This window comes from Promicromonospora sp. NPDC057138 (genome assembly GCF_042670845.1).
GTDB lineage: Bacteria > Actinomycetota > Actinomycetes > Actinomycetales > Cellulomonadaceae > Promicromonospora.
The window spans coordinates 183,981-206,705 of sequence record NZ_JBHUUX010000004.1; the positions used below are offsets into that span (position 1 = coordinate 183,981).

Below are 22,725 nucleotides of genomic sequence, written 5' to 3' on the forward strand. Positions count from 1 at the left end.
ACCACCAGCGCAAACGACAGGAAGGACGACATCACCATGGATGCTCAGCACCAGCAGCTCGCCAGATACCTCGCCCACCTCCCGTACACCACCGGCTACCAGCTCGGCGACCAGCACCTCGTCATCGGCGCGCTCGACGCCGACCTACGAATCATCGCGCACAGCGCGATCGACTGGAACGACACCCCAGACGACGACCACAAAACCGCCGACAAAGTCACCACGCTCCTGGCCACCGCGCTCAAGTCGCACACCGTCGCACAGCTGATCGTGACCAGCTACGGCCCCGACGGCCCCGCCCGCTCCCAGATCCTGGCCGCCGCGCTCGAGGGCTCTTTCGACTTGCGACCCGAGCAGCTCCACGTCGAGGACGGCATCGGACGTATCCGCGACACTACGACCGGCCGATGGGGACCCGGGGTCCGCGTGGCCGACGCGGCACCACAAGCCGAGGTACTCGGCCTCCCCGCACCCGCAGCCTCGCGCGACGCGCTCGTGGAATCCGTCGCCCCGCTCTCCAGCCCACTGTTCGAACCCCTCGACGTCGACAGAGCCGCCTCCATGCGTGACCACCCGCCCCGGCTGCGCGCAGACATCGCACTTCGAGCCCTGGACACCCTTGCGGCCGGCCAGGTCGACGATCCCCAACAAATGCGCGTACTGGCTCACCTGATCACAGCCGATCTCTCCACACGCGACGCCGTGCTGGGGCACGTCGTCAGCGGAGGCGAGGACCTCATGGATGCGCGATCCAGCGCCCTGGTACGCACCTTCCGCGCCGCACCATTCGATCAGCAACCTCAGCTGGCCAGTACAGCTGCGGCCGCCACCTACCTGGCCGCCTGGCACGCCCCGGTCGTCCAAGGTCTGCTCCGACACACCGACAAGACCGACGGCCTCGGCCAGTTCGTAGGCCGAACAGTACGGCTGGGGCTAGACCCACGGCCCGCACGGCCGGGGATAGTCGAAGCCGCCCAGAAGACCCTCGACGAAGCAGAGGAACTCTGGGGCATGCGTCAGACCGACCAGCGCCCCGCGGCCGCTACGACGGCGCCGGCGCCGGCGACAGCCACGCGGCCGCCGCTCCCACCGACACGTCGCACGGGCACACCGCCCCCAGATCAACACACGAGCGCACACGAGCTGTAGGCAACTCCGAGGCGTACGCCGGTACGGGTCTGGTCAGGCCAGACAACGCCCTTCGGGCAATCCCCTGATCAGTAGAGACTTGATTGGGTCTGGCACTCCACCATCGCCGACACGGTGCTCTGGTCGCGCACGAATCGCCGAGGCGGTCTTTGGTACGGCCGACACGCAGACGAGTGGTCTGGAGTAATCGTCGCTCCGCCAGGGTGCGCGGGCCTGACGGTGCATCGGCGACCTAGCGGTTGGGCTCGCACTTGCCACATCGTGGCCGGTACACCTTCCCGACCCGGCCAGGCCGGCAAGCCGTCAAGGAAGGAGCACCACGATGCCCGGCAACGAGCACACAGATCCGACCGGCCCCGACGCGAACCTCGACCATCGCCGCGACGCGGCGAGCGTAAGGCAACCGAAGAAGACCGCGCTCAGCCCACGTAGCAGCAGCCATCCCATCCGCTCGACGCCGGGAAGGCACGTCGTGGTGAGCACAGAAAGGATTGCTTCAGAGATTGTCCCGATGCGCTCGAGCCGATCAGCCCCGAACATCGAGCTCACTCGACGCCCGTGCCCGACGGCGGAGAGCGTCGCACGAGTCGTTCCGGAATGCGCGTACCAGGCGTTCCAGGCCGGTTGGCGCGCTGGCAGTCAGCATCGCGCCACCCAGCCCATGACCTCGGCGGTGGCTGAGGATATCGCCGCATTGCTGGACTCACCGTCGGTCGTCAACGCCGTCATTCGACGGGGATGAGCGTCAACCGTTCCTCAACGGGTCCCCGTCCCGGTGCCGCATCGATCCGGCGGATCATCCGCCGCAGGTATGCGCGTTTCTCCATGATCGTCAGCCCCTCCCACATGGCAATCAGGTCGGGTCCGTTCGCGATCGGCAACTCGTCAAGCTCCACAGCATCGACCCGTTGCTGCAGGGAGTCGACCCGAGCCTGCGCGTCCTCGATCAAACCAAGAAGGACGGTCACCATGGAGCCCCGGTACCGCGCCGTCCCCTGCTTGGAAAGCAGGGTGTCTCTCTCGGCGGTCGCGTCGTCGAGCTGGGCCAACAGCTCCCGCACGCCGTCGTTTGAGTGGACCGCTCGGCGTCGGGCACGCGCTTCCGCGAGCGCGTCGTCAGTGACTTGGGCGAAGAACCAACCCAGGACGAAGGCCTCGGTTTTTCGAGCGTCGATGTAGCAACCCGCGGTGCAGGCTCCAGGTCCATACCTCCGATTGGCACTACAGATATAGGCGAAGACTTCAGTCCGCTCTCCTCGTGCGTTGCGGCGGGACTTGTGGTGGCCGTACAGCCGCTCTCCGCACGGGCAGTAGATCAGTCCCGTCAGGAGCCATGCGTACGTGCCCCATGGCCTCCGGCTCTGGCTTGTCTTGGCCTGCTCAAGAAGCCGCCGTACCCTCAGCCACGTCGGCCGGTCGCACACTGGCTCTTGCGAGATAACGGGCTCGCCGTCGGAGTCACGTGCGATGTAGTCAAGTAGATCAATCTTCACGCCACGCTGGTGTTCAGGAACTTGCCGCATTCGATAGCCGATCATCCGTGGCGAGACCAGCGCACGGTAGATCGTAGCTTCGTACACCAACCTGCCAGCGGCCGTCGTGATCCCGTGCCGCTCTCTCCAGTAAGCGGCGATCTGCCTCAGGCTCTTGCCGGCCAAGACCAAGTCCACGGCGTCCTTCAATGCGACATGTTCGACGGGGTGCGGTATCAGACGGACACCGGTGCGGCCGAAGTCGTCGGTCACGCGCGGTCCGGCCATCCATCCGAGTGGCACAGCTCCACCGTGATGAAAGCCCGCTTCGGCCAGGTGCCGCTTCGCTGCCAGTTGGCGTTCGCTCATAGAGTCCGTTTCGACCTCGGCAAGCAACGCCTTGAGTCCAGTGACCAATTTGGCACCTGCCGTGGCCGTGTTCAGCTCGTCGGCGGAATCCTGGTGAGACACCAGGTAAACGCCGGAACGTTGGCATTCCCCGATCCACTCGATGCACTTCGCCGCCACACGGTTCGTACGGTCGAGCTTCCAGAAAGCGATGGCTCGGACCATTCCGGAACCGATGTCGGCATTGAGCTGCTGCCAACCCTTCCGTGTCCTCGCCGCTGACGTGCTGGCTGAGTCGTTGTCGATGTACTCGCCCATAACTGTCCAGCCGCCCTCGGCAGCGAGCTTCCGAATCAGGTCGATCCGCTGACGTTCGATCGCATCTGCCTTGTCCTTGTGGTACTTCGACAACCGCAGATACAGGTAGATCGGCCTGGTTCCGTCGACAGGAGACTCTGGCCCGGTCCGCGTGAACGCCGGGTACACCACGCTCCGCTTTGCTCTACCTGGCCGTGGATTCGGGTGTGGTAGCTGCGACTGGGTTGCCATGAAAGCTCCTCCTTCGATGAGAAGGTGTGCTTTCGATTGCTGGACTCATCCAAGAACAGGATGCCGCGGTGCGCCCGCGACACCGCTCCCGGCCGCGCTACGCCGGACCCGCCGCCGACCACCGCGGCCTGGGTCGCCGTGTGGTGCGGGTCCTCGAACGGCGGACGGCGGATCAGTCCCCCGCCCGGGTCGAAGGTGCCCGCGACCGAGTGCACGGCGGTGACCTCGACGGCCTCCCGGTCGGTGAGGTCCGGGAGGATGCCGGGCAGGCGGGAGGCCAGCATCGTCTTGCCGGCGCCCGGCGGGCCGACGAGCAGCAGGTGGTGGCCGCCTGCCGCCGCTACCTCGAGCGCCGCGCGCGGACGGTCCTGCCCCACGACGTCCGCCAGGTCGCCCGGAAGGCGCGCGGACAGCGCCGGGCGGGCCGGCTGCACGGCCACCACCTCGCGCACGAGCTCGGGCGGCCCGCCGTGCAGCGCCACCACCTCGGCCAGGCTTGCCGCGCCGACGACCCGGGCTCCGGGCACCAGCCGCGCCTCGTCGAGGTCCCCCGCCGCCACCACGACGTCCGGGTACCCGGCGTCCACGGCCGCCGCGACGGCCGGCAGCACGCCGCGCACCGGCTGGACGCGCCCGTCGAGCCCCAGCTCGCCCAGGTGCACCACCCGGTCCAGGCCCACCCGGCTCAGGCCGGCGGACGACGGCCCCTCGGCCCCCGCGAGGATCGCCACCGCTATCGCCAGGTCGTACGCGCTCCCCTGCTTGCGCAGCGACGCCGGCGAAAGGTTCACGGTGATCTTCTTGACGGGCCACGGCAGCCCCGTGGAGGTCACCGCCGCCCGCACCCGGTCGCGGGACTCGCTCAGGGCGGCGTCCGGCAGCCCCACCAGCGTGAACCCGGGGACCGACGCCGCGAGGTGCGCCTGCACCTCCACCACGTGCCCCTGCATCCCGACGAGCGATACCGCCCGCGTGGTCGCGATGCCCATCAGGCCACCGACTCGAGGTGCTCGACGACGGCGCGCCCCTGCTCCTGCAGCGTCACCGCGACCACGTCGATCCGGATCGCCCCGAAGCTCGTGCGCTGGTCCGGCAGCACCGGCACCGGGCTGCCGGGCATCGCCTCCTCGGCCAGCCGCGCCGCGGCGAGCCGTTCCCGGAACGCGGTGAGCCACTGCCCCGTCAGCCGTTTGATGCGGGCCAGCTTGCGTGGCGTCACCGCCTCCGCCGGATGCCCGAACCCCAGGCCCGACCGCGTCTTGACCTCGACCACGACGAGCACGTCGCCGTCGAGCGCGACGATGTCGAGCTCCCCGTCCTTGCCGCGCCAGTTGGTGTCGAGCACCTCCCAGCCACGCTCCGCCACGTGCCGCAGTGCAACCCGCTCGCCGTACCGGCCCACGCCGTCCTTCTTCGCCATCGCGTCCACCTCCGTGACCAGCCTTGGTCACGAAAAGGCCGCCCGACGGCGCCGCGGGCTCACCTGTGCACAGATCGACGATCCACAGGTCCGAGGTAGTGCCAGGACGGTTGGAATCCCGTCAGGAGGGTCTGTGCCGGTTCCCGACGAGTTTCAGTGGCCCAGCGAGTTTCAGTAGGCCCGCGTCAGAGCGCGAGCTCCGCCTTCGCCAGCTCCTCGACGTTCACGTCCTTGAACGTCACGACGCGCACCGACTTCACGAAGCGCGCCGAGCGGTAGACGTCCCACACCCAGGCGTCGCCGAGCCGCAGCTCGAAGTACACCTCGCCGGCGGCGGACCGCACCTGCAGGTCCACCTGGTTGGCCAGGTAGAACCGGCGTTCGGTCTCCACCACGTAGGAAAACAGGCCCACCACGTCGCGGTACTCGCGATAGAGCGCGAGCTCCATCTCCGTCTCGTAGTTCTCGAGGTCTTCGGCGCTCACGACGACATCATCCCACCGACGCCGCGGTTCCGGGCAGGTTCCAGGATCTGCGGTGCTGCGGCGACGGTCCATGCAGCCCGAGGGCGTCCATGTGTGCCCTCGCGCTGTAGCCCTTGTTCTGGTCCCAGGCGTACTCGGGATGCCGCTGCGCCAGCTCGACCAGGATCGCGTCGCGCTCCACCTTGGCCAGCACGCTGGCGGCGGCCACCGACGTGCAGGTCATGTCGGCCTTGATGAGAGTCCGCACGGCCGGGGCCGGGACGCCGTCGTCCAGGGCGTCCGTCGCCGCGAACAGGTCGAGCGACGGCGCGGAGAGCCAGTCGTGCTTACCGTCCAGCACGACGACGTCGACGTCGCCGCACACGAGCCGCACCTGCGCGAGCGCGCGCCGTCCGGCCTTCCTCAGCGCCGCGATGATCCCGATCTCGTCGATCTCGGCCGGACCCGCGTGTCCCACGCCCCAGGCCACCGCCCAGCGCCGCACGGCCGGCGCGATAGCCTCGCGCGCGTTCGGCGTCAGCAGCTTCGAGTCGGCGACGCCCTTCGGCCCGGTGCGGGTGGCGGCGTCGACCACCACGACGCCCACGCTGACCGGACCCGCGAGGGCGCCACGGCCGACCTCGTCCATGCCCGCCACGAGGCGGGCACCGGAGGCGAGGAGCGCCCGTTCCTGTCGCAGCGTGGGCACCGTGCGCACCGCCTACTCCCCCGCTGGAGGAGCGTCGGGGACGGCGCTGAAGACGTCGTCGGGGCGGCTCTGCCAGTCCAGCCGGTTCAGCGGCCACACGGTGGCGAACGCCGTCCCCACCACGTTCTCGACGGGCACGAACCCGCCGCCCGGCTTACCGCGGTTGTAGCGCGAGTCCATCGAGTCCTGACGGTTGTCGCCCATCACCCAGAGCATGTCCTCGGGCACGGTGACGTCGAACGGGTCCTGGCTCGGGATCGATCCCGGCTTGATGTAGCTCGTCTCGTCGATGGGCGTGCCGTTCACCGACACGCGCCCGTCGGCGTCGCAGCAGACGACCTTGTCGCCGGGCAGGCCGATCAGGCGCTTGATGAGGTGGTCGCCGGTGTCCTGCGGCAGCAGGCCCACCGTGGTCAGGAACGACACAGCGGCGTCGCCGACCGGGCCGCGCTCCGGCGGGACGTACGGCGGCAGCCAGCCGCCCGGGTCCACGAAGACGACGATGTCCCCGTGCTCCAGGTCGAACGGTCCCGGCGTCAGGCGCGACGCCATGACGCGGTCACCCTCGGTCAGCGTGTCCTCCATGGACGCGCTCGGGATGTAGAACGGCTGCACCAGCAGCGTCTTGATGAGCCACGACAGGATCAGCGCGCTGACGACGATGATCCCGATCTCCTTGAGCATCCCGAGCAGGCCCGACTGCTGCTTGCGCGGCTCACGACCGTGCGCTGCCCCACCCCGACGATGCGCCCCGCTGTTCTCCCACGGATCTGCTGCGCTCAAGGGCGTCCCATCGATAGGGGTGGGCGGTGCCACCCGGTCGAAACTCGTCACGAGGTAACTCTGTCACCTCGACGCGTCCCCGGCGAAATGGTCTCGCCGGTGAACACGGACCCCGCCGGATATCACCACAGACCGGGGCAGGTACGACGTCGGCCGCCACCCCCGAACAGAGGATGACGGCCGGCGCCGGTGTGCGTGCTGGAACGCGTCAGGCGTCGCGCTTCTCGCGGATCTTCGCCTTCTTGCCGCGCAGCTCGCGCAGGTAGTACAGCTTCGCGCGACGGACGTCACCGCGGGTGACGACCTCGATCGACTCGATGGTCGGCGCGTGCAGCGGGAACTTGCGCTCCACGCCCACACCGAAGCTGACCTTGCGGACGGCGAACGTCTCGCCGATCCCGCCGCCGTGGCGGGAGATGACGACGCCCTGGAACGCCTGGATACGAGAGCGGTTGCCCTCGACGACCTTGACGTTGACCTTGACCGTGTCGCCGGCGCGGAACGCCGGGATGTCGGACCGCAGCGAGGCGGAATCGATCATGTCGAGCTTCTGCATTGTTCTCTCCGGGCCTGCCACAGGTCAGGCGCGAATATCGTGGGCCCCGCCTCGGCCGGCTAGGCCGTCAGGGTCCCGGAAGGATGATGAGGATCGCGGTGCGGCTCGACCCGGTCGGGGGCGGTTACCCGCCCCGGTCGTCCCCTGTGGCAGAGACCTGACCGGTGACGCACCGAGGGGTAATTCTGCCACACGAACGGGGAGACCGGCGCCCCGGGCGGGGTGTGACGTCGGGCGCGGGCCGCACGCCCGACAGCCTCAGGCCCGCGTCAGCCCGCCGTCGCCCGCCGGGCCGGGCACCCAGCCGAGCTCCGCAAGCAGCGCCAGGTCGTGCTTGTCCAGGCTCGCAACGGAGAGCGCGGCGATCATGTCGGGCCGCAGCCGCGCCGTCCGCTCCAGCGCGCGGTCCCGGCGCCAGCGCTCGATCCTCGCGTGGTGCCCCGAGAGCAGCACCTCCGGGATCTCGAGGTCCGCCCACGACGGCGGCTTCGTGTACACCGGGTACTCCAGCAGCCCCGCGGCCCCGTGCGACTCCTCGACCAGGGAGTCCGGGTTGCCGACCATCCCGGGGATCAGCCGGGCGACGGCCTCGATCATGACGAGCGAGGCGACCTCGCCGCCGTTGAGCACGTAGTCGCCGATCGACAGCTCCCGCACCGTGACGCCGGCGTCCCGGTAGTGCTCGGCGACCCGCGCGTCGATGCCCTCGTACCGGCCGCAGGCGAACACGAGCTGCTCGGCCGACGCCAGCTCCTCGGCGTGCCGCTGCGTGAACACCTCGCCCGACGGCGTCGGGACGATCAGCTGGGCGCCGGGCGCGAGGACGTCGTCCAGGGCCGTGCCCCACACGTCCGGCCGCATGACCATGCCGGCTCCCCCGCCGAACGGGGTGTCGTCCACGGTGCGGTGCCGGTCGGTGGTCCAGTCGCGCAGGTCGTGCACGCGCAGGTCCAGCAGGCCGCGCTGGCGCGCCTTGCCGACCAGCGACAGGTCCAGCACGGACAGGTAGTCCGGGAAGATCGAGACGACGTCGACGCGCACGTCAGTCGTCTTCCCGGTCGACGACGGCGGCGTCGGCGTCGCGGGCCAGCAGCCCGCCGGGCGGGGTCAGCACCACGCGACCGCCCGCGATGTCGACCACGGGCACTATCGCCATGACGAACGGGACCAGCGTGCGGGCGGTGCCGCCGTCGGGCAGGGTCTCCTCGATCAGCAGCGCCTCGTGGGCGGGCTGGTACTCCAGCGTGACGACCGTGCCCACGACCGTACCGTCGGCGAGCTCGGCACGCAGGCCCTCGAGCTCGTGCGGGTACCAGGCGTCCTCCTCGTCGGAGTCGCCCGCCTCGACGACGAGCTCGGTGCCGCGCAGTTCCTCCGCCGCGGTCCGGCCGGTGATCTCGGCGAACGTGACCAGCCACCGCCCCTGGTGCTCGCGCGAGTGCGTCACGGTCAGCGGGCCGGCGTCGGCCGGGACGGTCTCGAGCCGCTCGCCCACCGCGAGCCGGGTCTCCGGATCGTCCGTCCGCAGGTCCAGGGCTACCTCGCCCTTGAGCCCGTGCGCCTTGCTGACGCGGGCCACGGTGAGCTGCATGTCTCTCCTCGAAGATGAAGATGTCAGGGTCTCGACAAGCTCGACCGGCGGATCTGAGATGAGCAAGGCCCGGTCCGAGTTCGGACCGGGCCTCGTCGTCGTGCAGAGCGGGCGAACGCTCAGCGCCGGTCGACGTCCACGACGTCGACCCGCACCGGGCCCCCGGTGGCGAGCGCACCGATCACGGTGCGCAGAGCGCGAGCCGTGCGACCACCTCGGCCGATGACTCGGCCCAGGTCGTCGGGGTGCACGCGGACCTCGAGCAGGTCACCACGGCGCAGCGTCTTCGCGGAGACGCGAACGTCGTCCGGGTTGTCCACGATGCCGCGCACCAGGTGCTCGAGGGCCTCCGGAAGCATCAGGCCTCGTCGCCCTCGGCCGGCGCAGCCGGAGCCTCGGCGGCGGCGGCGGCAGCCTTCTCGGCAGCCTTGGCCTTGGCCTTCTCGGCATCGGCGTTGACGGCCTCGATGGCGGAGGCCGCGCCGGCCTTCTCGCCCTTGACCCGCAGGGTGCCCTCGGCGCCCGGCAGGCCCTTGAACTTCTGCCAGTCACCGGTCACCTTGAGGAGAGCGGCGACCTGCTCGGTCGGCTGCGCGCCGACGCCGAGCCAGTACTGTGCGCGCTCCGACTTGATCTCGATGAGCGACGGCTCCTCGGTCGGGTGGTACTTGCCGATCTCCTCGATCGCACGGCCGTCGCGCTTGGTGCGCGAGTCCATGACGACGACGCGGTAGTACGGGGCCCGGATCTTGCCGAGGCGCTTGAGACGAATCTTGACAGCCACGAAGTGGTCTCTCCTGGTTTCTGATGGGGTGGTCCGAGCACCGCGACGTGGGGTGAAGCAGTGTGGAGGACCGAGACGCGGCCTGGCCGGGTGAGAGGGGCCCGGGCACGCCGAGTACCTGCACATTGTGCCAGACGGCGGGAGGCGCCACCAACCGCGTGTGCGTCACACCTCAGGGGGTCGGGTAGACGATGCCGCGGAGGATCACTGCCGTGGGGTGGCGCAGGACCTCGACGTCCTCGCGCGGGTCCGCCGGGTACACCACGAGGTCGGCGCTGGATCCCTCCACCACGGCCCCGAAACCGAGGTAGTCGCGGGCTCGCCACGAGGCCATCGCCACGACCTCGGCCGCCGGGATGCCTGCCGCGACGAGCTCGGCGCACTCGTCGGCGATCCGGCCGTGCGAGATCGTCCCACCCGCGTCGGTGCCGACCAGGAGCTGCACGCCCGCCTCGTGCAGGTCGCGCACCTGCTGGTACCGGCGCGCGTGCATGGCGCGCATCCGTTCCGCGTAGACGGGGTACTTGCTGTCGGCCTGTGCCGCGATGCTCTCGAACTGCCCGACCTGCAGCAGGGTGGGCGTGACGGCGATGCCGCGCTCGGCGGCCTCGGCCATGTGGTCGGCGGTCATGCCGGTGCCGTGCTCGATGCAGTCGACGCCGGCGGCCAGCAGCCCGTCGATGGTCTCGGTGGCGAACGCGTGCACCGTGACGCGAGCGGCCTCGGCGTGCGCGACGGCCACCGCCTCGGCGAGCACGTCGTCGGGCCACAGGGGCCGCAGGTCGCCGTCGGCCCCGAGCGTGCGGTCGATCCAGTCGCCCACGAGCTTGACCCAGCCGTCGCCGCGGCGGGCCTGCGTGCGCACGGCCTCCGGGAGCAGCTCCGGGGACTCGAGCTCGAGCCCGTAGTTGCGCAGGTACCGCTTGGGCAGGGCCAGGTGCATGCCCGCCCGGAGCAGGTGCGGCAGGTCGCCGCGCCGGTGCACCCAGGCGGTGTCCAGCGGCGATCCGGCGTCGCGGATCAGCAGCACTCCGGCGTCGCGGTCCGCCACAGCCTGCTTCTCGGCCTCGTCGTCGGGCACCGCGCCGTCGGCGGCGAGCCCGATGTGGCAGTGCACGTCGACCAGGCCGGGTACCGCCCAGCCCTCCAGCACCCGCATGTTCGTGCCCTGCGCCGACGGGCGGGTCAGGCTGACGCGGCCGCCGCGGATCCAGAGCTCCTCGGCCTCGCGATCGTCACCCAGCAGGATGCGCCCACGGATCGCCGCGGTCGGACCTTCCAGCGCAGACATGCGGCTCCTTCGTTCTCCCCGGTTCACCTGTGGACACGCCCTGCCCCGCACCGCTGCCCGCCCACCTTCGCACGCCGGAGCGACCCTCCGGGGCCGTCACCACCACCCCCGCCCGACGGCGGTACCACCCAGCCGTCACCGGCCCAGGAACTTCTCCAGGCCGGGCGGCAGCTCGAGGTTGCTCAGGTCGGGCGCCTCGTCCTTCTTCGGGGCGACGCCGAACGACGAGCCCGCCGGCGCGGACGGCGCGGCAGCGGGGCCGCCGCCGAGCGCGCGCTGCATGGCTTCCTTCTCCTGCTGGGCGCGCTTGGCCGGGTTCCCGGACTTGCCCTTCTTGCCCTTCTTCGGGGGCGCCGTCTTGCCGCGGGACTTCTTGCCCATGCCCATGCCGGGGCCGCCGGGCATCGCGGGCATCCCGTTCGGGCCCAAGCCACCGCCCTTGGCCATCTGGCGCATCATCTTCTGGGCGTTCTCGAACCGCTCCAGGAGCTGGTTGATCGCCGTCGTCGTGGTGCCGGAACCCTTGGCGATGCGGGCGCGGCGTGAGCCGTTGATGATCTTCGGGTTGTCGCGCTCGGCCGGCGTCATCGAGCGGATGATCGCCTCGATGCGCCCCACCTCGCGCTCATCGAACTGGTCGATCTGGTCGCGCATCTGGGCCATGCCCGGCAGCATGCCGAGCATCTTCTTCATCGAGCCCATGTTCTTCAGCTGCTGCATCTGCCCGAGGAAGTCCGCGAGCGTGAAGTCCTCGCCGCTGGCGACCTTGGCCGCCATCTTCTCGGCCTCGCCGGCGTCGAACGCCTTCTCGGCCTGCTCGATCAGGGTGAGCACGTCACCCATGTCGAGGATGCGGCTCGCCATGCGGTCGGGGTGGAAGACCTCGAAGTCGTCAAGCTTCTCGCCCGTGGACGCGAACATGATGGGCCGGCCGGTCACTTTGGCGACCGACAGGGCGGCGCCACCGCGCGCGTCGCCGTCCAGCTTCGAGAGCACGACGCCGGTGAAGTCGACGCCGTCCGCGAAGGCCTTGGCGGTGTTCACCGCGTCCTGGCCGATCATCGCGTCGATGACGAACAGGACCTCGTCCGGGTTCACGGCGTCGCGGATGTCCGAGGCCTGCTTCATCAGCACCTCGTCGATGCCGAGGCGGCCCGCGGTGTCCACGATCACGACGTCGTGCTGGCGTTCCCTGGCGTAGGCGACGCCGTCCCGGGCGACGCCCACCGGGTCGCCGATCAGGGGCGCGTCGGCCGCGGGGTCGTCGGCCTCCGACGTGTTGCCCGGGTGCGGCGCGAACACCGGCACGCCGGCGCGCTCGGCCACCACGGCGAGCTGGGTCACGGCGTTCGGCCGCTGGAGGTCGGCGGCGACCAGCACCGGCGTGTGGCCCTGCCCCTTCAGCGCGTGCGCGAGCTTGCCCGCCAGCGTGGTCTTACCGGCACCCTGCAGACCCGCGAGCATGATCACGGTGGGCGGCGTCTTGGCCAGCGTGAGCGGGCGCGTGGCCCCGCCGAGGATGTCGACGAGCTCCTCGTTGACGATCTTGACGACCTGCTGGGCCGGGTTCAGCGCACCGGAGACCTCCGACGACAGCGCACGCTCGCGCACCGCGGCGGTGAACTCGCGCACCACGGGTACCGCGACGTCGGCGTCGAGGAGGGCGCGGCGGATCTCCCGCACGGTCGCGTCGATGTCCGCCTCGGAGAGACGGCCCCGCGTGCGCAGGTTCTTGAACGTCGAGGTAAGCCGGTCGGACAGGGAATTGAACACGGGCACAGCCTAATCGACCACGCCAGCCCTCGTTCATCCGGCCAGCATGCGGTGGGCCCGCTCCGTGAGCCCGTCCACGAGCTGGGCCCGCCACTCGGTCCACGACTTCGGCCCGAGCGACGTCGTGTCCGCCTCCGTCAGGGCGCGCAGCACGTCGAGCAGGTCGCTGCGATGGTCCACGGCCTCCAGCAGCGTCGTCAGGGTGTCCGGGTCATCGGGGTCGGACCTCGTGGCCAGGTCCGCGAGCGTGAGGTGGTGCCGCACGAGCCGCGTGACGTCGTCGGCCACCTCGGGCGCGAAACCCGCGCGGGTCAGGATGCCCGGCACCAGCCGGGCGCCCTCCACCGAGTGGTCGGCCGCGCCGCGCACCTTGCCGATGTCGTGCAGGAGCGCGGAGAGCAGCAGGAGGTCGCCGGCCGCCACTCCCCCGCGCTGCCCGGCACCGGGGGCGAGCTCCGGCAGCCGACGGCGCAGCCGGGAGGCCACGGCGGCCGTCTCGACGAGGTGCCGGTCCACGGTGTGCCGGTGGATCGCCGCGCGCTGCGGCCGGTTGCGCACGTCGGCCCACTCGGGGAACCACGAGGTGACCACCCCGGCGAGGTCGAGCGCCTCCCAGACCGGGATCTGCGCCGGCCCCGCGGCGAGCAGCGCGAGCAGGCTCTCGCGGGCGGCCGGCGGCCACGGCTCGGGCAGGGGCGGGCACTGCTCCAGGCTCTGGATGGTCACGGGCGACAGCACGAGCCCGGTCCGGGCGGCCGTCGCGGCTGCCCGCAGGGGCAGCAGCGGGTCCGACGCCGGGCGCGTGCCGACGCCGAGCACGAGCTCGCCGTCGTGCTCCACCAGGCCGTCGCCCACCGAGCGCAGGCGCGGCGGCGTGCGCCGTCCGCGGACCATCATCGGCTTGCCCACGCCCACCGGGCGGGACAGGGCCTGCCGGGCCCGGCGGACAGTCATGTCGAGCGCGTAGGAGATGACCCGGCCCGACTCCGCGAGGCTCGCCAGCAGCTCGTCGCCGTCGTCGTACCCGGTGAGCTCGGCCACGTCCTCCAGGTCGGCCAGCAGGAGGCGGCTGGTCCGCCGCCGCGTGACCACCTGCAGGGTGTCGCGGACGTCGAGCAGGTGCGTGTAGGCGGCGTCGACCGCGCCGTGCGGGCGGTCGGTGAGCCAGGTGGCAGCCAGTGCGGAGAGCAGGATCGCGTCCCGCATGCCGCCGCGCGCCTCCTTGAGGTCGGGCTCGATGAGGTAGGCCAGCTCCCCCGCGCGCTGCGCGCGCTCGCGCGTGGAGGTGATCAGCTCGGGCAGGCGCCGCCGTGCGGCGGCGCGCCAGTCCGTCAGCACGGCGGACGCCGCCCGGTGCACGACGACGGCGTCGCCCGCCACCGCCTGCACGCTCAGCCAGCCGATCACCGCCGGGAGGTCGCTCGCCGCCACCTGCCGGGACTGGCTCAGCGACCGCACCGCGTGGTCGATGTCGACGCCCGAGTCCCACAGCGGGTACCAGAGCCGCTCGGCCACCTGCTGCAGATCGTCCGCGCCGTGGGTGCGGCCGTCGTGCACCAGGACGAGGTCGAGGTCGCTCAGCGGGCCGAGCTCGCCCCGGCCCAGGCTGCCGACGGCCGCCAGGGCGATGCCCGACGGGTCGACGTCCTTGGTCGCCTCCGCGAACAGGGCGCCGAGGCGCTCGGTGACCCGCTGCCCGACGGCGGACCGCCGGGCCAGGCCCGAGCGCCCCGGACCCGTCAGGTCTGCGGCAATGATCAGGAGTTCGTCGCGGAGGCCCCGCACCCCAGCAGTGGGGTGCGGGGCCTCCGCCTGCTCCCGGGCGCCCCCAGGCACCGGGTCAGTTGTCATACGTCGTCGAGGGCTCCCGGTCAGAGGGCCGCGTCGCCGTGCTCGCCGGTGCGCACACGGGCCACGTCGTCGACCGGCACGACCCACACCTTGCCGTCACCGATCTTGCCGGTCTGGGCGGCGCCGACGATCGCGTCGGTCACCGCGGTGACGTCGGCGTCGGTGACGAGCACCTCGATGCGGACCTTCGGCACCAGGTCGACGGTGTACTCGGCGCCGCGGTAGACCTCGGTGTGGCCCTTCTGTCGGCCGTAGCCGCTGGCCTCGCTCACGGTCATACCGCGAACCCCCGCACCCTCCAACGCCGTTTTCACGTCGTCGAGACGGTGGGGCTGGATGACACCCGTGACGAGCTTCATGCGCGTACCTCCTTCAGAGTCGGATGCTGCACCGCGATCACGGTCAGCGCACCTCGGTGATCGTAGAGCCGGTGGCTGCCTCGTACGCCGTCTCGCCGTGGACGGCGAGGTCGATGCCGCTGACCTCGGCCTCCTCGGAGATGCGCCAGCCCATGATGGCCTTGAGGACGTACGCGATGATCGCGGTCATGACGAAGCTGAACACGACGGCGATCAGCGCGGCGATGATCTGGGTGATGAGCTGAGTGCCGCCGCCGCCGTAGAAGAGGCCGTTGAGCGCGCCCTCCGGGTACCAGGTGCCGTACTTCGCGACGGCAGCCTCGTCGCCGGTGGCGAAGAAACCGATGAGCACGGTGCCGACGACGCCACCCACCAGGTGCACGCCGACGACGTCGAGCGAGTCGTCGTAGCCGAACTTGTACTTCAGGCCGACGGCGAGGGCGCACAGGACGCCGGCCACGAGGCCGATCACGATCGAGCCGTAGGTGTCGACAGCCGCAGCGGCCGGGGTGATGGCGACCAGTCCGGCGACCACACCCGAGGCGGCACCGAGGGTGGTGGGCGCACCGTCACGGAACTTCTCCGTGGCCATCCAGGCCAGCATGGCGACGCCGGTCGCGACCAGCGTGTTCAGCCAGGCGCGGCCTGCTGTGCCGTCAGCAGCGAACTCGGAGCCGGCGTTGAAGCCGAACCAGCCGAACCACAGGAGGGCGGCACCGAGCATGACGAACGGCAGGTTGTGCGGACGCATGGCCTCGGTGCCGAAGCCCTTGCGCTTGCCGATGATCAGCGCGAGCGCCAGGCCGGCGGCACCGGCGTTGATGTGCACCACGGTGCCACCGGCGAAGTCGATCGGGGACGAGAGCGCCGACGCGATCGGGCCCTCGATTCCGAGGAGGCCGCCGCCCCACACCATGTGCGCGACGGGGCTGTAGACCAGCGTGACCCAGAGGGCCGAGAAGGCGATCCAGGTGCCGAACTTCACGCGGTCGGCGATGGCGCCGGAGATGAGGGCGACGGTGATGATCGCGAACGTGGCCTGGTAGCCCGCCGCGACGGTGGCCGGGACGCCCACGCTGCCCATGAGGGAGTCGGCGTCGGGGATCGCGAGGCCGAAGAACTCGGCAGGGTTGCCGATGATGCCGCCGATGTCGCTGCCGAACGTCAGCGAGTAGCCGTAGAGCACCCAGATCAGACCGACGACGCCGATCGCACTGAAGCTCATCATCATCATGTTGAGGACGCTCTTCCCGCGCACCATGCCGCCATAGAAGAACGCCAGGCCCGGCGTCATCAGCAGCACGAGCGAGGAGGCTGTGATCATCCAGGCAGTGTTTCCACTGTCCAGTTCGAATTCCATCAGATGCCTCTCTCCCCGGACCGGGTCCTGGTGACTCGGCCCACCGCGACTACGGTCGCGGGCAGCCGTTACGCGCGACCTGCGCCGAGGTTACGAATACGTGACGCAGCGGGGGAGAATGTAAACGTCTCATTTCGCGAGCGAATTGGGCTAAATATTTCGGGCATCCGTGATGCGATCGTGATTCGGTCGCGACGCGCCTGTGATGTCGCGCCGGAACGCAGGTATTCTCACATATTGGACAGTTCTTCGAAGCGACGGAAACCACTGCATAATTCCCGCGCGAATCTACCCAAGAATGCCCTCGACGAACTCCTCGACGTCGAACGGCGCCAGGTCGTCCGGGCCCTCACCGAGGCCGATCAGCTTGACCGGCACGCCGAGCTCCCGCTGCACCTGCACCACGATCCCGCCCTTGGCGGTCCCGTCGAGCTTGGTCAGCACGATGCCCGTGACGCCGGCGACCTCCGCGAAGACGCGCGCCTGCGAGAGCCCGTTCTGCCCTGTGGTCGCGTCCAGGACCAGCAGCACCTCGCTCGGCGCGGCCACCTTGCTGGAGACCCGCACGATCTTGCCGAGCTCGTCCATGAGGCCCGCCTTGTTCTGCAGGCGCCCGGCAGTGTCCACGAGCACGACGTCGATCTTCTCGTCGCGCCCGCGCGCGACAGCCTCGAACGCCACCGACGCCGGGTCCGCGCCCTCGCGGTCGGAGCGCACGGTCGGCACGCCCACCCGGTTGCCCCACGTGGTGAGCTGGTCGGCGGCCGCGGCCCGGAAGGTGTCGGCGGCGCCGAGCACCACGCTGCGGCCGTCGGCCACCAGCACCCGGGCGAGCTTGCCGACCGTCGTCGTCTTGCCGGTGCCGTTCACGCCCACCACGAGGGTCACGGCGGGCAGGTGCGTGCCGTCGTCGGCGGTGGTGGGCTCGGTCTTCAGCGTCCGGTCCAGCGCCGGGTCCAGCAGCGTGACGAGCTCGGAGCGCAGCAGGTCGCGCACGGCGGCCGGCTCGCGCACGCCGAGCACGCGGACCTTGGTGCGCAGCGCGTCCAGCAGCTCGGTGGTGGGGCCCGCGCCGACGTCCGCGAGGAGCAGCTCCTCCTCGATCTCGTCCCAGTCGTCCTCGGTGAGGGCGTCGCGGGACAGGACGGACAGCAGCCGGGCGCCCAGCGGCGAGCCCGAGCGTGCGAGACGGTCGCGGAGCCGCACCAGGCGGCCTGCGGTGGGCGCGGGGGTCTCGACGGCTTCGCGGGTCGGCTCGCGGGTCTCGACGGGCGCCTCGGGGGTCGGGCTCGTCGAGACCTCTGGCTCGGCGACCGCATCCGGCGCGCGCTCGACGGTCGCCTGACCGCCGTCGTCCTGGGTGCGCCTCCGGCGTCGGGCGACGAGGATGCCGGCGATGCCGCCGCCACCCGCGAGGACGGCGACGGCGGAGATGATCTCGATCCAGGGAAGCTCGTTCACGCCCCAGATTCTTTCATCCCGCGGACGGCGCCGCGGGCGCGCGCTCCGGGAAGGTGATGCACAGCGTCAGCTCGCGGCCTGGGCCGGGCCCCGCTCCGCCGGCGGCTCCTGCGAGATCTTCTGCACGATCCGCACCGGCCGCACGGCCCGCAGCTGGCCGGGAACGCGGTTGACCGGCTTGAGCGGCACCGTGCCGAGCGGCACGTGCAGCGTCTTCTGCGCCTGGTCGCGCGCGCGGTTCAGGACGTCGGTCAGCTCCTCGGCGTCGACGTAGCCGGGCTTGGACTCGATGGTCGCCGCGAAGAACTCGGACATCCCCATGTCAACCGGCTTGGTGTCGGGCTTGACCACCGGCGGCTTGCCGACCCAGACGGACGGGGCGCCCACGGCGTGCGTCGCGACGGCGGAGGCGCCGCGGCGGCGGCCGTCCCGGCGCCGCCTGGTGTCACCGTGCAGATGCGCGAGGCCGGACCTGAACCACTGGAGGAACGAGACCTGCTCGGTCCTGTTCGCGGGCGCGTCCATCTGGCTGGCCACGACGAAGACGCCCACCGCCAGGACCAGGCACACCACGAGCAGAATGACAGCCCACCACATGGGCCCTATTGTGTCGCGTCTTGTGCGGTCGCGCCGCGCAGAACGTCGCGACACGCCGCGCAACACGCGCGGTTTCACCAGGAGAAATCCATCACACCTGGAGTTCCTGGCCCCGGCGTGCGGAAAATCTTCCGCGGGGTCGCGGCTACCGGGCGGGAAATCGGCGCCCGCTCGGGTGCGGGCTCGGCTCAGGCGGCGCCCATGCCGCCTGAGTCTGCGATTCCGCTTCGGGCGCGTGCCTCGTCCCTCGGCCCGCACCCTGCGCTGCATCTCCGGCTCAGGCGGTGACGGTCTCGCGCTCGCCCATGCGCTGGCTGATCAGCGTCGTGACGCCGTCGCCCCGCATCGTCACGCCGTACAGGGCGTCCGCGACCTCCATCGTGCGCTTCTGGTGCGTGATCACGATGAGCTGGCTGTCCTTCTGCAGCTCCTTGAAGATCTCGATGAGGCGGCCGAGGTTGACGTCGTCGAGCGCGGCCTCGACCTCGTCCATGATGTAGAACGGGCTCGGCCGGGCCTTGAAGATCGACACGAGGAACGCCACCGCCGCCAGCGAGCGCTCGCCGCCCGAGAGCAGCGACAGCCGCTTGACCTTCTTGCCGGCCGGGCGCGCCTCGACCTCGATGCCGGTGGTCAGCAGGTTCTCCGGCTCCGTGAGCGTGAGCTTGCCCTCGCCACCCGGGAACAGGCGCGGGAAGATCTCGAGGAACTTCGCGGCCGTGTCCTGGAACGCCTCGGCGAACACCTGCTGCACGCGCTCGTCGATGTCGTCGACGATCTGCAGCAGGTCCTCGCGCGACTTCTTCAGGTCAGCGAGCTGGTCCACCAGGAACTGGTGGCGCTCCTCCAGGGCGGCGAACTCCTCCAGCGCCAGCGGGTTCACGGCGCCGATCCGGGAGAGTGCCTTCTCGGCCTTCGCCAGCCGGGCCTCCTGCTCCTCGCGGACGTACGGGACCATCCGGTCCGGCTTCGGCTCGCTGGGGGCCGGCTCCTCGGCCTCGGCGGTCTCGCCGTCGGCCGGGCCCTCCTCCGGCTCGGCCCCGGCCGCGGCGACGACCACGGCGGTCGCAGCGGGGTCGTCCGGGCGAAGCCCTGCCTCGTGGAGAGCGCGCGTGCGGGCGATGAGCGCATCCTCGCGCGCCGCCGCCCCGCGCGGCAGCGCGGGATCTCCCTCGTATCGGATCGGGTTGCCCTCGTCGTCGCGCTCCACCACGGCGCGCCGCTTGCGGCCGCGCACCGCGGCGTCGCCCTCGTAGACGGGGACGAGCTGGTGGGGGCCGAACTCCTCGACGAGCACGTCCGGGTCCATGCCCAGCTCCTCGGTCGCGCGCGACTGGAGCTGCTCCAGGCGCAGCATCTGCTGCGCGCGGGCCACCTCGTCGCGGTGCGCGACGTCGGTGAGCTCGCGCAGCTCGCCTGTGAGGGACTCCACGCTCCCCCGCACGGCGAGGAGCTGCTCCGAGCCCGCGGCGCGGGCCTCCTCGGCGGCCGCCTTGTCCGACGTCGCGCGGTCCAGCGACCGCGCTATCGCCTCGAGCGCCACCGCGACGGCCTGCTGCACCTGCAGCGCGCGCGACGCGTCGCGGCGCCGGGACTCCTCGCGCTCGGCGGCCCGGGCGCGCGCCGCGCGCTCCTGCTCGGCCGCCGCCGCCAGCGCCTGCGCACGCCCGGAGACGGCGCGGGCCCGCTCCTCAGCGGTGCGCAGCGCCAGCCGGGCCTCGGTCTCGCGCGCACGGGCCGCCGTCGCGGCCGCTGCCGCCTCGTCCCGCTCGGCCTGTACCTCGTCGACGGAGCCCGCGTCGTCCGCGGGTTCCTCCTCGGCGAGCGTCATGCGCTCGACGAGCGCCTCGAGCTCGATCTCGTCCTCCTCGCGCCGCGCCTGCGCCTGCTCCAGCGCGGCACGGTGCCGGTCGGCCTCGGCCTGGGCGGCGCGCGCGGCCGCGCCCAGCGACCCGAGCTGCTCCGCGGCGGCCGCCCGCGCGGCGTCCGCCTCCCCGAGCCGGGCGAGCGTCTCGTCGTAGCGCTCCTGCGCCGCCGTGCGCTCGGCCCGGGCGCGCTCCAGGTGCGCCGAGCCGTCCGTCTCACGGGCCGCCGCCTCGTCGCGGGCGGCCTTCGCCTCGTCCAGCGCCGACTGCAGGTGCAGCACGCTGGGCGCGGCCGCCGACCCGCCCCAGGCGCGCGTGGTGCCCAGCAGGTCGCCGGCCCGGGTCACCGCGACCACGGGCTGGTCGCGCACGAGGGCGCGGGCACGCGCCAGGTCGTCCACGACGACGACGTCGCGCAGGATCGTCAGCAGCGACGCCGACGCCGGACCCGCCACCTGCACGACGTCCGTGGCCCACCGGGCGCCCGCCGGGAGGTCGACCGCCGGGCGGTCCGCGCCGGCGCCGTGCGCCGCGCGGTCGGCGCCCACGACCAGGCTCGCCCGGCCGGCGTCCTCGTCGCGGAGCAGCCGCAGCGCGTCCACGGCCTCGTCGACGCCGGCGACCGCCACGGCGTCCGCCACCGGGCCGAGGGCTGCGGCGACCGCGTCCTCGAAGCCCGCCTCGATGCCCAGCAGCGCCGCCACGGAGCCGAGCACGCCCGCCTGGTTGGCGGCCAGGAGCGTGCCCGCGCCGTCCTTGCGGTCCAGGCTGAGCTCGAGCGCCTCGACCTTCGCGGCCGCCGAGCTGCGGTCCCGCTGCGCCGTCGTCACCTGCTCCTGGAGGTGCCTGACCTCGGCCTTCGCCAGCTCCAGCACCTCGGACGCGGCCTCGTGGGCGACGTCGAGCCCTTCCGCGCCGTCCTCGCCGCCCCCGCCGACCTCGGTCTCGAGCGCGCCCAGCTCGCGCGAGGTGCTCTCCACCCGCTGCTCGGCCTCGAGCAGCGCGTCGCGCAGCCGGTCCAGCTCCGACTCGGCGGCCTCGACGCGGCTGCGGCGCGCGGCGACCTGGCCGGCCAGGCGTGCGAGGCCCTCCCGGCGGTCCGCGGCGGCACGCAGCAGCGCGGCGTGCGAACGCTCGGCGGCCTGGGCCGCGGCCTCGGCCTCGGCACGCGCGTCGACGGCGGTCTCCACCACCTCGTGCGCCATCTCGACCTCGGTGACGAGCTCCTCCTCGCTCGCGCGGGCACGCGCCGCCTGCGCCTCGAGGTCGTTCGGGTCCTGGCCCTGGTGCGCGGGCTCTGCCGTGCCCAGCAGGCGGGCGCGCTCCCCCGCCAGGGACTGCAGGCTGCGCAGGCGCTCGCGCGTCTGGGACAGCGCGAAGACCGTGTCGCCCGCCTGGCTGACCTGCTGCGACTCCGCCGACATCGCCGCCTCCAGGCGGGCCAGCAGGCCGCGCGCCTCGGCCAGCGCCGCCTCGGTCTCGGCCTGCCGCTCCTTGAGGGACCGCTCGTCCGCGCGCTCCTGCTCGAGCTGCGCGGTGAGCTGGGCGAGGTCGTCGGCGAGCAGGCGGGACTTCGCGTCGCGCAGGTCGCGCTGGACGGTCTGCGCCCTGCGAGCCGCCTCCGCCTGCCGGCCGAGCGGGCCGAGCTGGCGCCGCAGCTCGGCGGTCAGGTCGCCCAGGCGCGCGAGGTTGCCCTGCATCGCGTCGAGCTTGCGGAGCGCCTTCTCCTTGCGCTTGCGGTGCTTGAGGACGCCCGCGGCCTCCTCGATGAAGCCGCGCCGCTCCTCCGGCGTCGCGCGCAGGACGGCGTCGAGCTGGCCCTGCCCCACCACGACATGCATCTCGCGCCCGATGCCGGAGTCACTCAGGAGCTCCTGGATGTCCAGCAGGCGGCAGCTGTTGCCGTTGATCGCGTACTCGGAGCCGCCGCTGCGGAACAGCGTGCGGGAGATCGTGACCTCGGTGTAGTCGATCGGCAGCGCGCCGTCGGTGTTGTCGATCGTGAGGGCGACCTCGGCGCGGCCCAGCGGCGCGCGGCCGGACGTGCCGGCGAAGATGACGTCGTCCATCTTGCCGCCGCGCAGCGACTTGGCACCCTGCTCGCCCATGACCCAGGCCAGGGCGTCGACCACGTTGGACTTGCCGGAGCCGTTGGGGCCCACCACGCAGGTGATGCCCGGCTCCAGCTCGAGGGTGGTCGCCGACGCGAAGGACTTGAATCCCCGGAGCGTGAGCGTCTTGAGGTGCACGCGGTGAGCCTAACGGTGAACTTGGTCTGAACGTCGGACGTAACGCCGAGGACGCCGAAGTAGAGCGTGTGTCCGGGGTGCGCGGGGAGTTACC

At 71.6% G+C, this 22,725-nt stretch carries 20 protein-coding genes and 1 pseudogene; 2 read left to right on the forward strand and 19 right to left on the reverse strand.

The window, feature by feature from the left end; all coding sequences use genetic code 11:
• Positions 1–36 precede the first annotated feature (36 nt).
• Both ACFT2C_RS04830 and ACFT2C_RS04835 read left to right on the forward strand, forming a co-directional pair.
• On the forward strand, positions 37–1,149 hold the full coding sequence (locus tag ACFT2C_RS04830; RefSeq protein ID WP_377205870.1) for a hypothetical protein: 1,113 nt from the start codon (positions 37–39) through the stop codon (positions 1,147–1,149).
• 322 nt (positions 1,150–1,471) lie between these two features.
• Positions 1,472–1,891: a hypothetical protein gene (locus tag ACFT2C_RS04835; RefSeq protein ID WP_377205871.1), complete on the forward strand. Its 420-nt coding sequence runs from the start codon at positions 1,472–1,474 to the stop codon at positions 1,889–1,891.
• Here ACFT2C_RS04835 and ACFT2C_RS04840 read toward each other — a convergent pair.
• The 19 genes and pseudogenes from ACFT2C_RS04840 to ACFT2C_RS04930 all read right to left on the reverse strand — a co-directional run bounded on the left by ACFT2C_RS04840 (position 1,875) and on the right by ACFT2C_RS04930 (position 22,631).
• A complete protein-coding gene (locus tag ACFT2C_RS04840; protein ID WP_377205872.1) occupies positions 1,875–3,380 on the reverse strand; it encodes a recombinase family protein in 1,506 nt (501 codons plus the stop codon). The two genes, ACFT2C_RS04835 and ACFT2C_RS04840, sit on opposite strands and share 17 nt — an antisense overlap.
• A gap of 179 nt (positions 3,381–3,559) precedes the next feature.
• A pseudogene (locus tag ACFT2C_RS04845) lies at positions 3,560–4,507 on the reverse strand (YifB family Mg chelatase-like AAA ATPase); the annotation flags it as partial.
• Positions 4,507–4,938, reverse strand: coding sequence for a YraN family protein (locus ACFT2C_RS04850; RefSeq protein ID WP_377205873.1), 432 nt, complete (start codon positions 4,936–4,938; stop codon positions 4,507–4,509). The gene ACFT2C_RS04850 and the pseudogene ACFT2C_RS04845, both read right to left, overlap by 1 nt.
• A gap of 185 nt (positions 4,939–5,123) precedes the next feature.
• Entirely contained in the window at positions 5,124–5,423 is a 300-nt protein-coding gene (locus ACFT2C_RS04855) for a DUF2469 domain-containing protein (RefSeq protein WP_119137991.1), read from the reverse strand.
• 7 nt (positions 5,424–5,430) lie between these two features.
• Positions 5,431–6,111: a ribonuclease HII gene (locus ACFT2C_RS04860; protein WP_377205874.1), complete on the reverse strand. Its 681-nt coding sequence runs from the start codon at positions 6,109–6,111 to the stop codon at positions 5,431–5,433.
• 12 nt (positions 6,112–6,123) lie between these two features.
• Positions 6,124–6,945 (reverse strand): signal peptidase I, encoded by an 822-nt coding sequence (gene lepB, locus ACFT2C_RS04865; protein WP_377205875.1) that lies wholly within the window; start codon positions 6,943–6,945, stop codon positions 6,124–6,126.
• A gap of 157 nt (positions 6,946–7,102) precedes the next feature.
• Positions 7,103–7,450 (reverse strand): 50S ribosomal protein L19, encoded by a 348-nt coding sequence (rplS, locus tag ACFT2C_RS04870; protein WP_377205876.1) that lies wholly within the window; start codon positions 7,448–7,450, stop codon positions 7,103–7,105.
• Positions 7,451–7,708: 258 nt separating this feature from the next.
• Positions 7,709–8,491 (reverse strand): tRNA (guanosine(37)-N1)-methyltransferase TrmD, encoded by a 783-nt coding sequence (gene trmD / locus ACFT2C_RS04875; RefSeq protein WP_377205877.1) that lies wholly within the window; start codon positions 8,489–8,491, stop codon positions 7,709–7,711.
• Position 8,492: 1 nt separating this feature from the next.
• Positions 8,493–9,041, reverse strand: a complete 549-nt coding sequence (gene rimM, locus ACFT2C_RS04880) for a ribosome maturation factor RimM (protein ID WP_377205878.1) — start codon at positions 9,039–9,041, stop codon at positions 8,493–8,495.
• Positions 9,042–9,160: 119 nt separating this feature from the next.
• Positions 9,161–9,400 carry an RNA-binding protein gene (locus ACFT2C_RS04885; RefSeq protein WP_377205879.1) on the reverse strand — a complete coding sequence of 80 codons (240 nt, stop codon included), beginning with the start codon at positions 9,398–9,400 and terminating at the stop codon, positions 9,161–9,163.
• Complete coding sequence (gene rpsP, locus ACFT2C_RS04890) at positions 9,400–9,825, reverse strand: 30S ribosomal protein S16 (RefSeq protein WP_377205880.1); 426 nt, start codon at positions 9,823–9,825, stop codon at positions 9,400–9,402. Before rpsP ends, ACFT2C_RS04885 begins: the two co-directional genes overlap by 1 nt.
• 172 nt (positions 9,826–9,997) lie before the next feature.
• Positions 9,998–11,116 carry an amidohydrolase family protein gene (locus ACFT2C_RS04895; protein ID WP_377205881.1) on the reverse strand — a complete coding sequence of 373 codons (1,119 nt, stop codon included), beginning with the start codon at positions 11,114–11,116 and terminating at the stop codon, positions 9,998–10,000.
• A gap of 135 nt (positions 11,117–11,251) precedes the next feature.
• Complete coding sequence (gene ffh / locus ACFT2C_RS04900; protein ID WP_377205882.1) at positions 11,252–12,889, reverse strand: signal recognition particle protein; 1,638 nt, start codon at positions 12,887–12,889, stop codon at positions 11,252–11,254.
• Between the two features lie 33 nt (positions 12,890–12,922).
• On the reverse strand, positions 12,923–14,740 hold the full coding sequence (locus tag ACFT2C_RS04905) for an HD domain-containing protein (RefSeq protein ID WP_377205883.1): 1,818 nt from the start codon (positions 14,738–14,740) through the stop codon (positions 12,923–12,925).
• 20 nt (positions 14,741–14,760) lie between these two features.
• On the reverse strand, positions 14,761–15,099 hold the full coding sequence (locus tag ACFT2C_RS04910) for a P-II family nitrogen regulator (protein WP_377205884.1): 339 nt from the start codon (positions 15,097–15,099) through the stop codon (positions 14,761–14,763).
• Positions 15,100–15,142: 43 nt separating this feature from the next.
• Positions 15,143–16,459 carry an ammonium transporter gene (locus ACFT2C_RS04915; RefSeq protein WP_377205885.1) on the reverse strand — a complete coding sequence of 439 codons (1,317 nt, stop codon included), beginning with the start codon at positions 16,457–16,459 and terminating at the stop codon, positions 15,143–15,145.
• 288 nt (positions 16,460–16,747) lie between these two features.
• Positions 16,748–17,920 carry a signal recognition particle-docking protein FtsY gene (ftsY, locus tag ACFT2C_RS04920; protein ID WP_377205886.1) on the reverse strand — a complete coding sequence of 391 codons (1,173 nt, stop codon included), beginning with the start codon at positions 17,918–17,920 and terminating at the stop codon, positions 16,748–16,750.
• A 66-nt stretch (positions 17,921–17,986) separates the two neighbouring features.
• Entirely contained in the window at positions 17,987–18,517 is a 531-nt protein-coding gene (locus ACFT2C_RS04925) for a hypothetical protein (RefSeq protein WP_377205887.1), read from the reverse strand.
• 277 nt (positions 18,518–18,794) lie between these two features.
• Positions 18,795–22,631, reverse strand: a complete 3,837-nt coding sequence (locus ACFT2C_RS04930) for a chromosome segregation SMC family protein (RefSeq protein ID WP_377205888.1) — start codon at positions 22,629–22,631, stop codon at positions 18,795–18,797.
• Positions 22,632–22,725 lie beyond the last annotated feature (94 nt).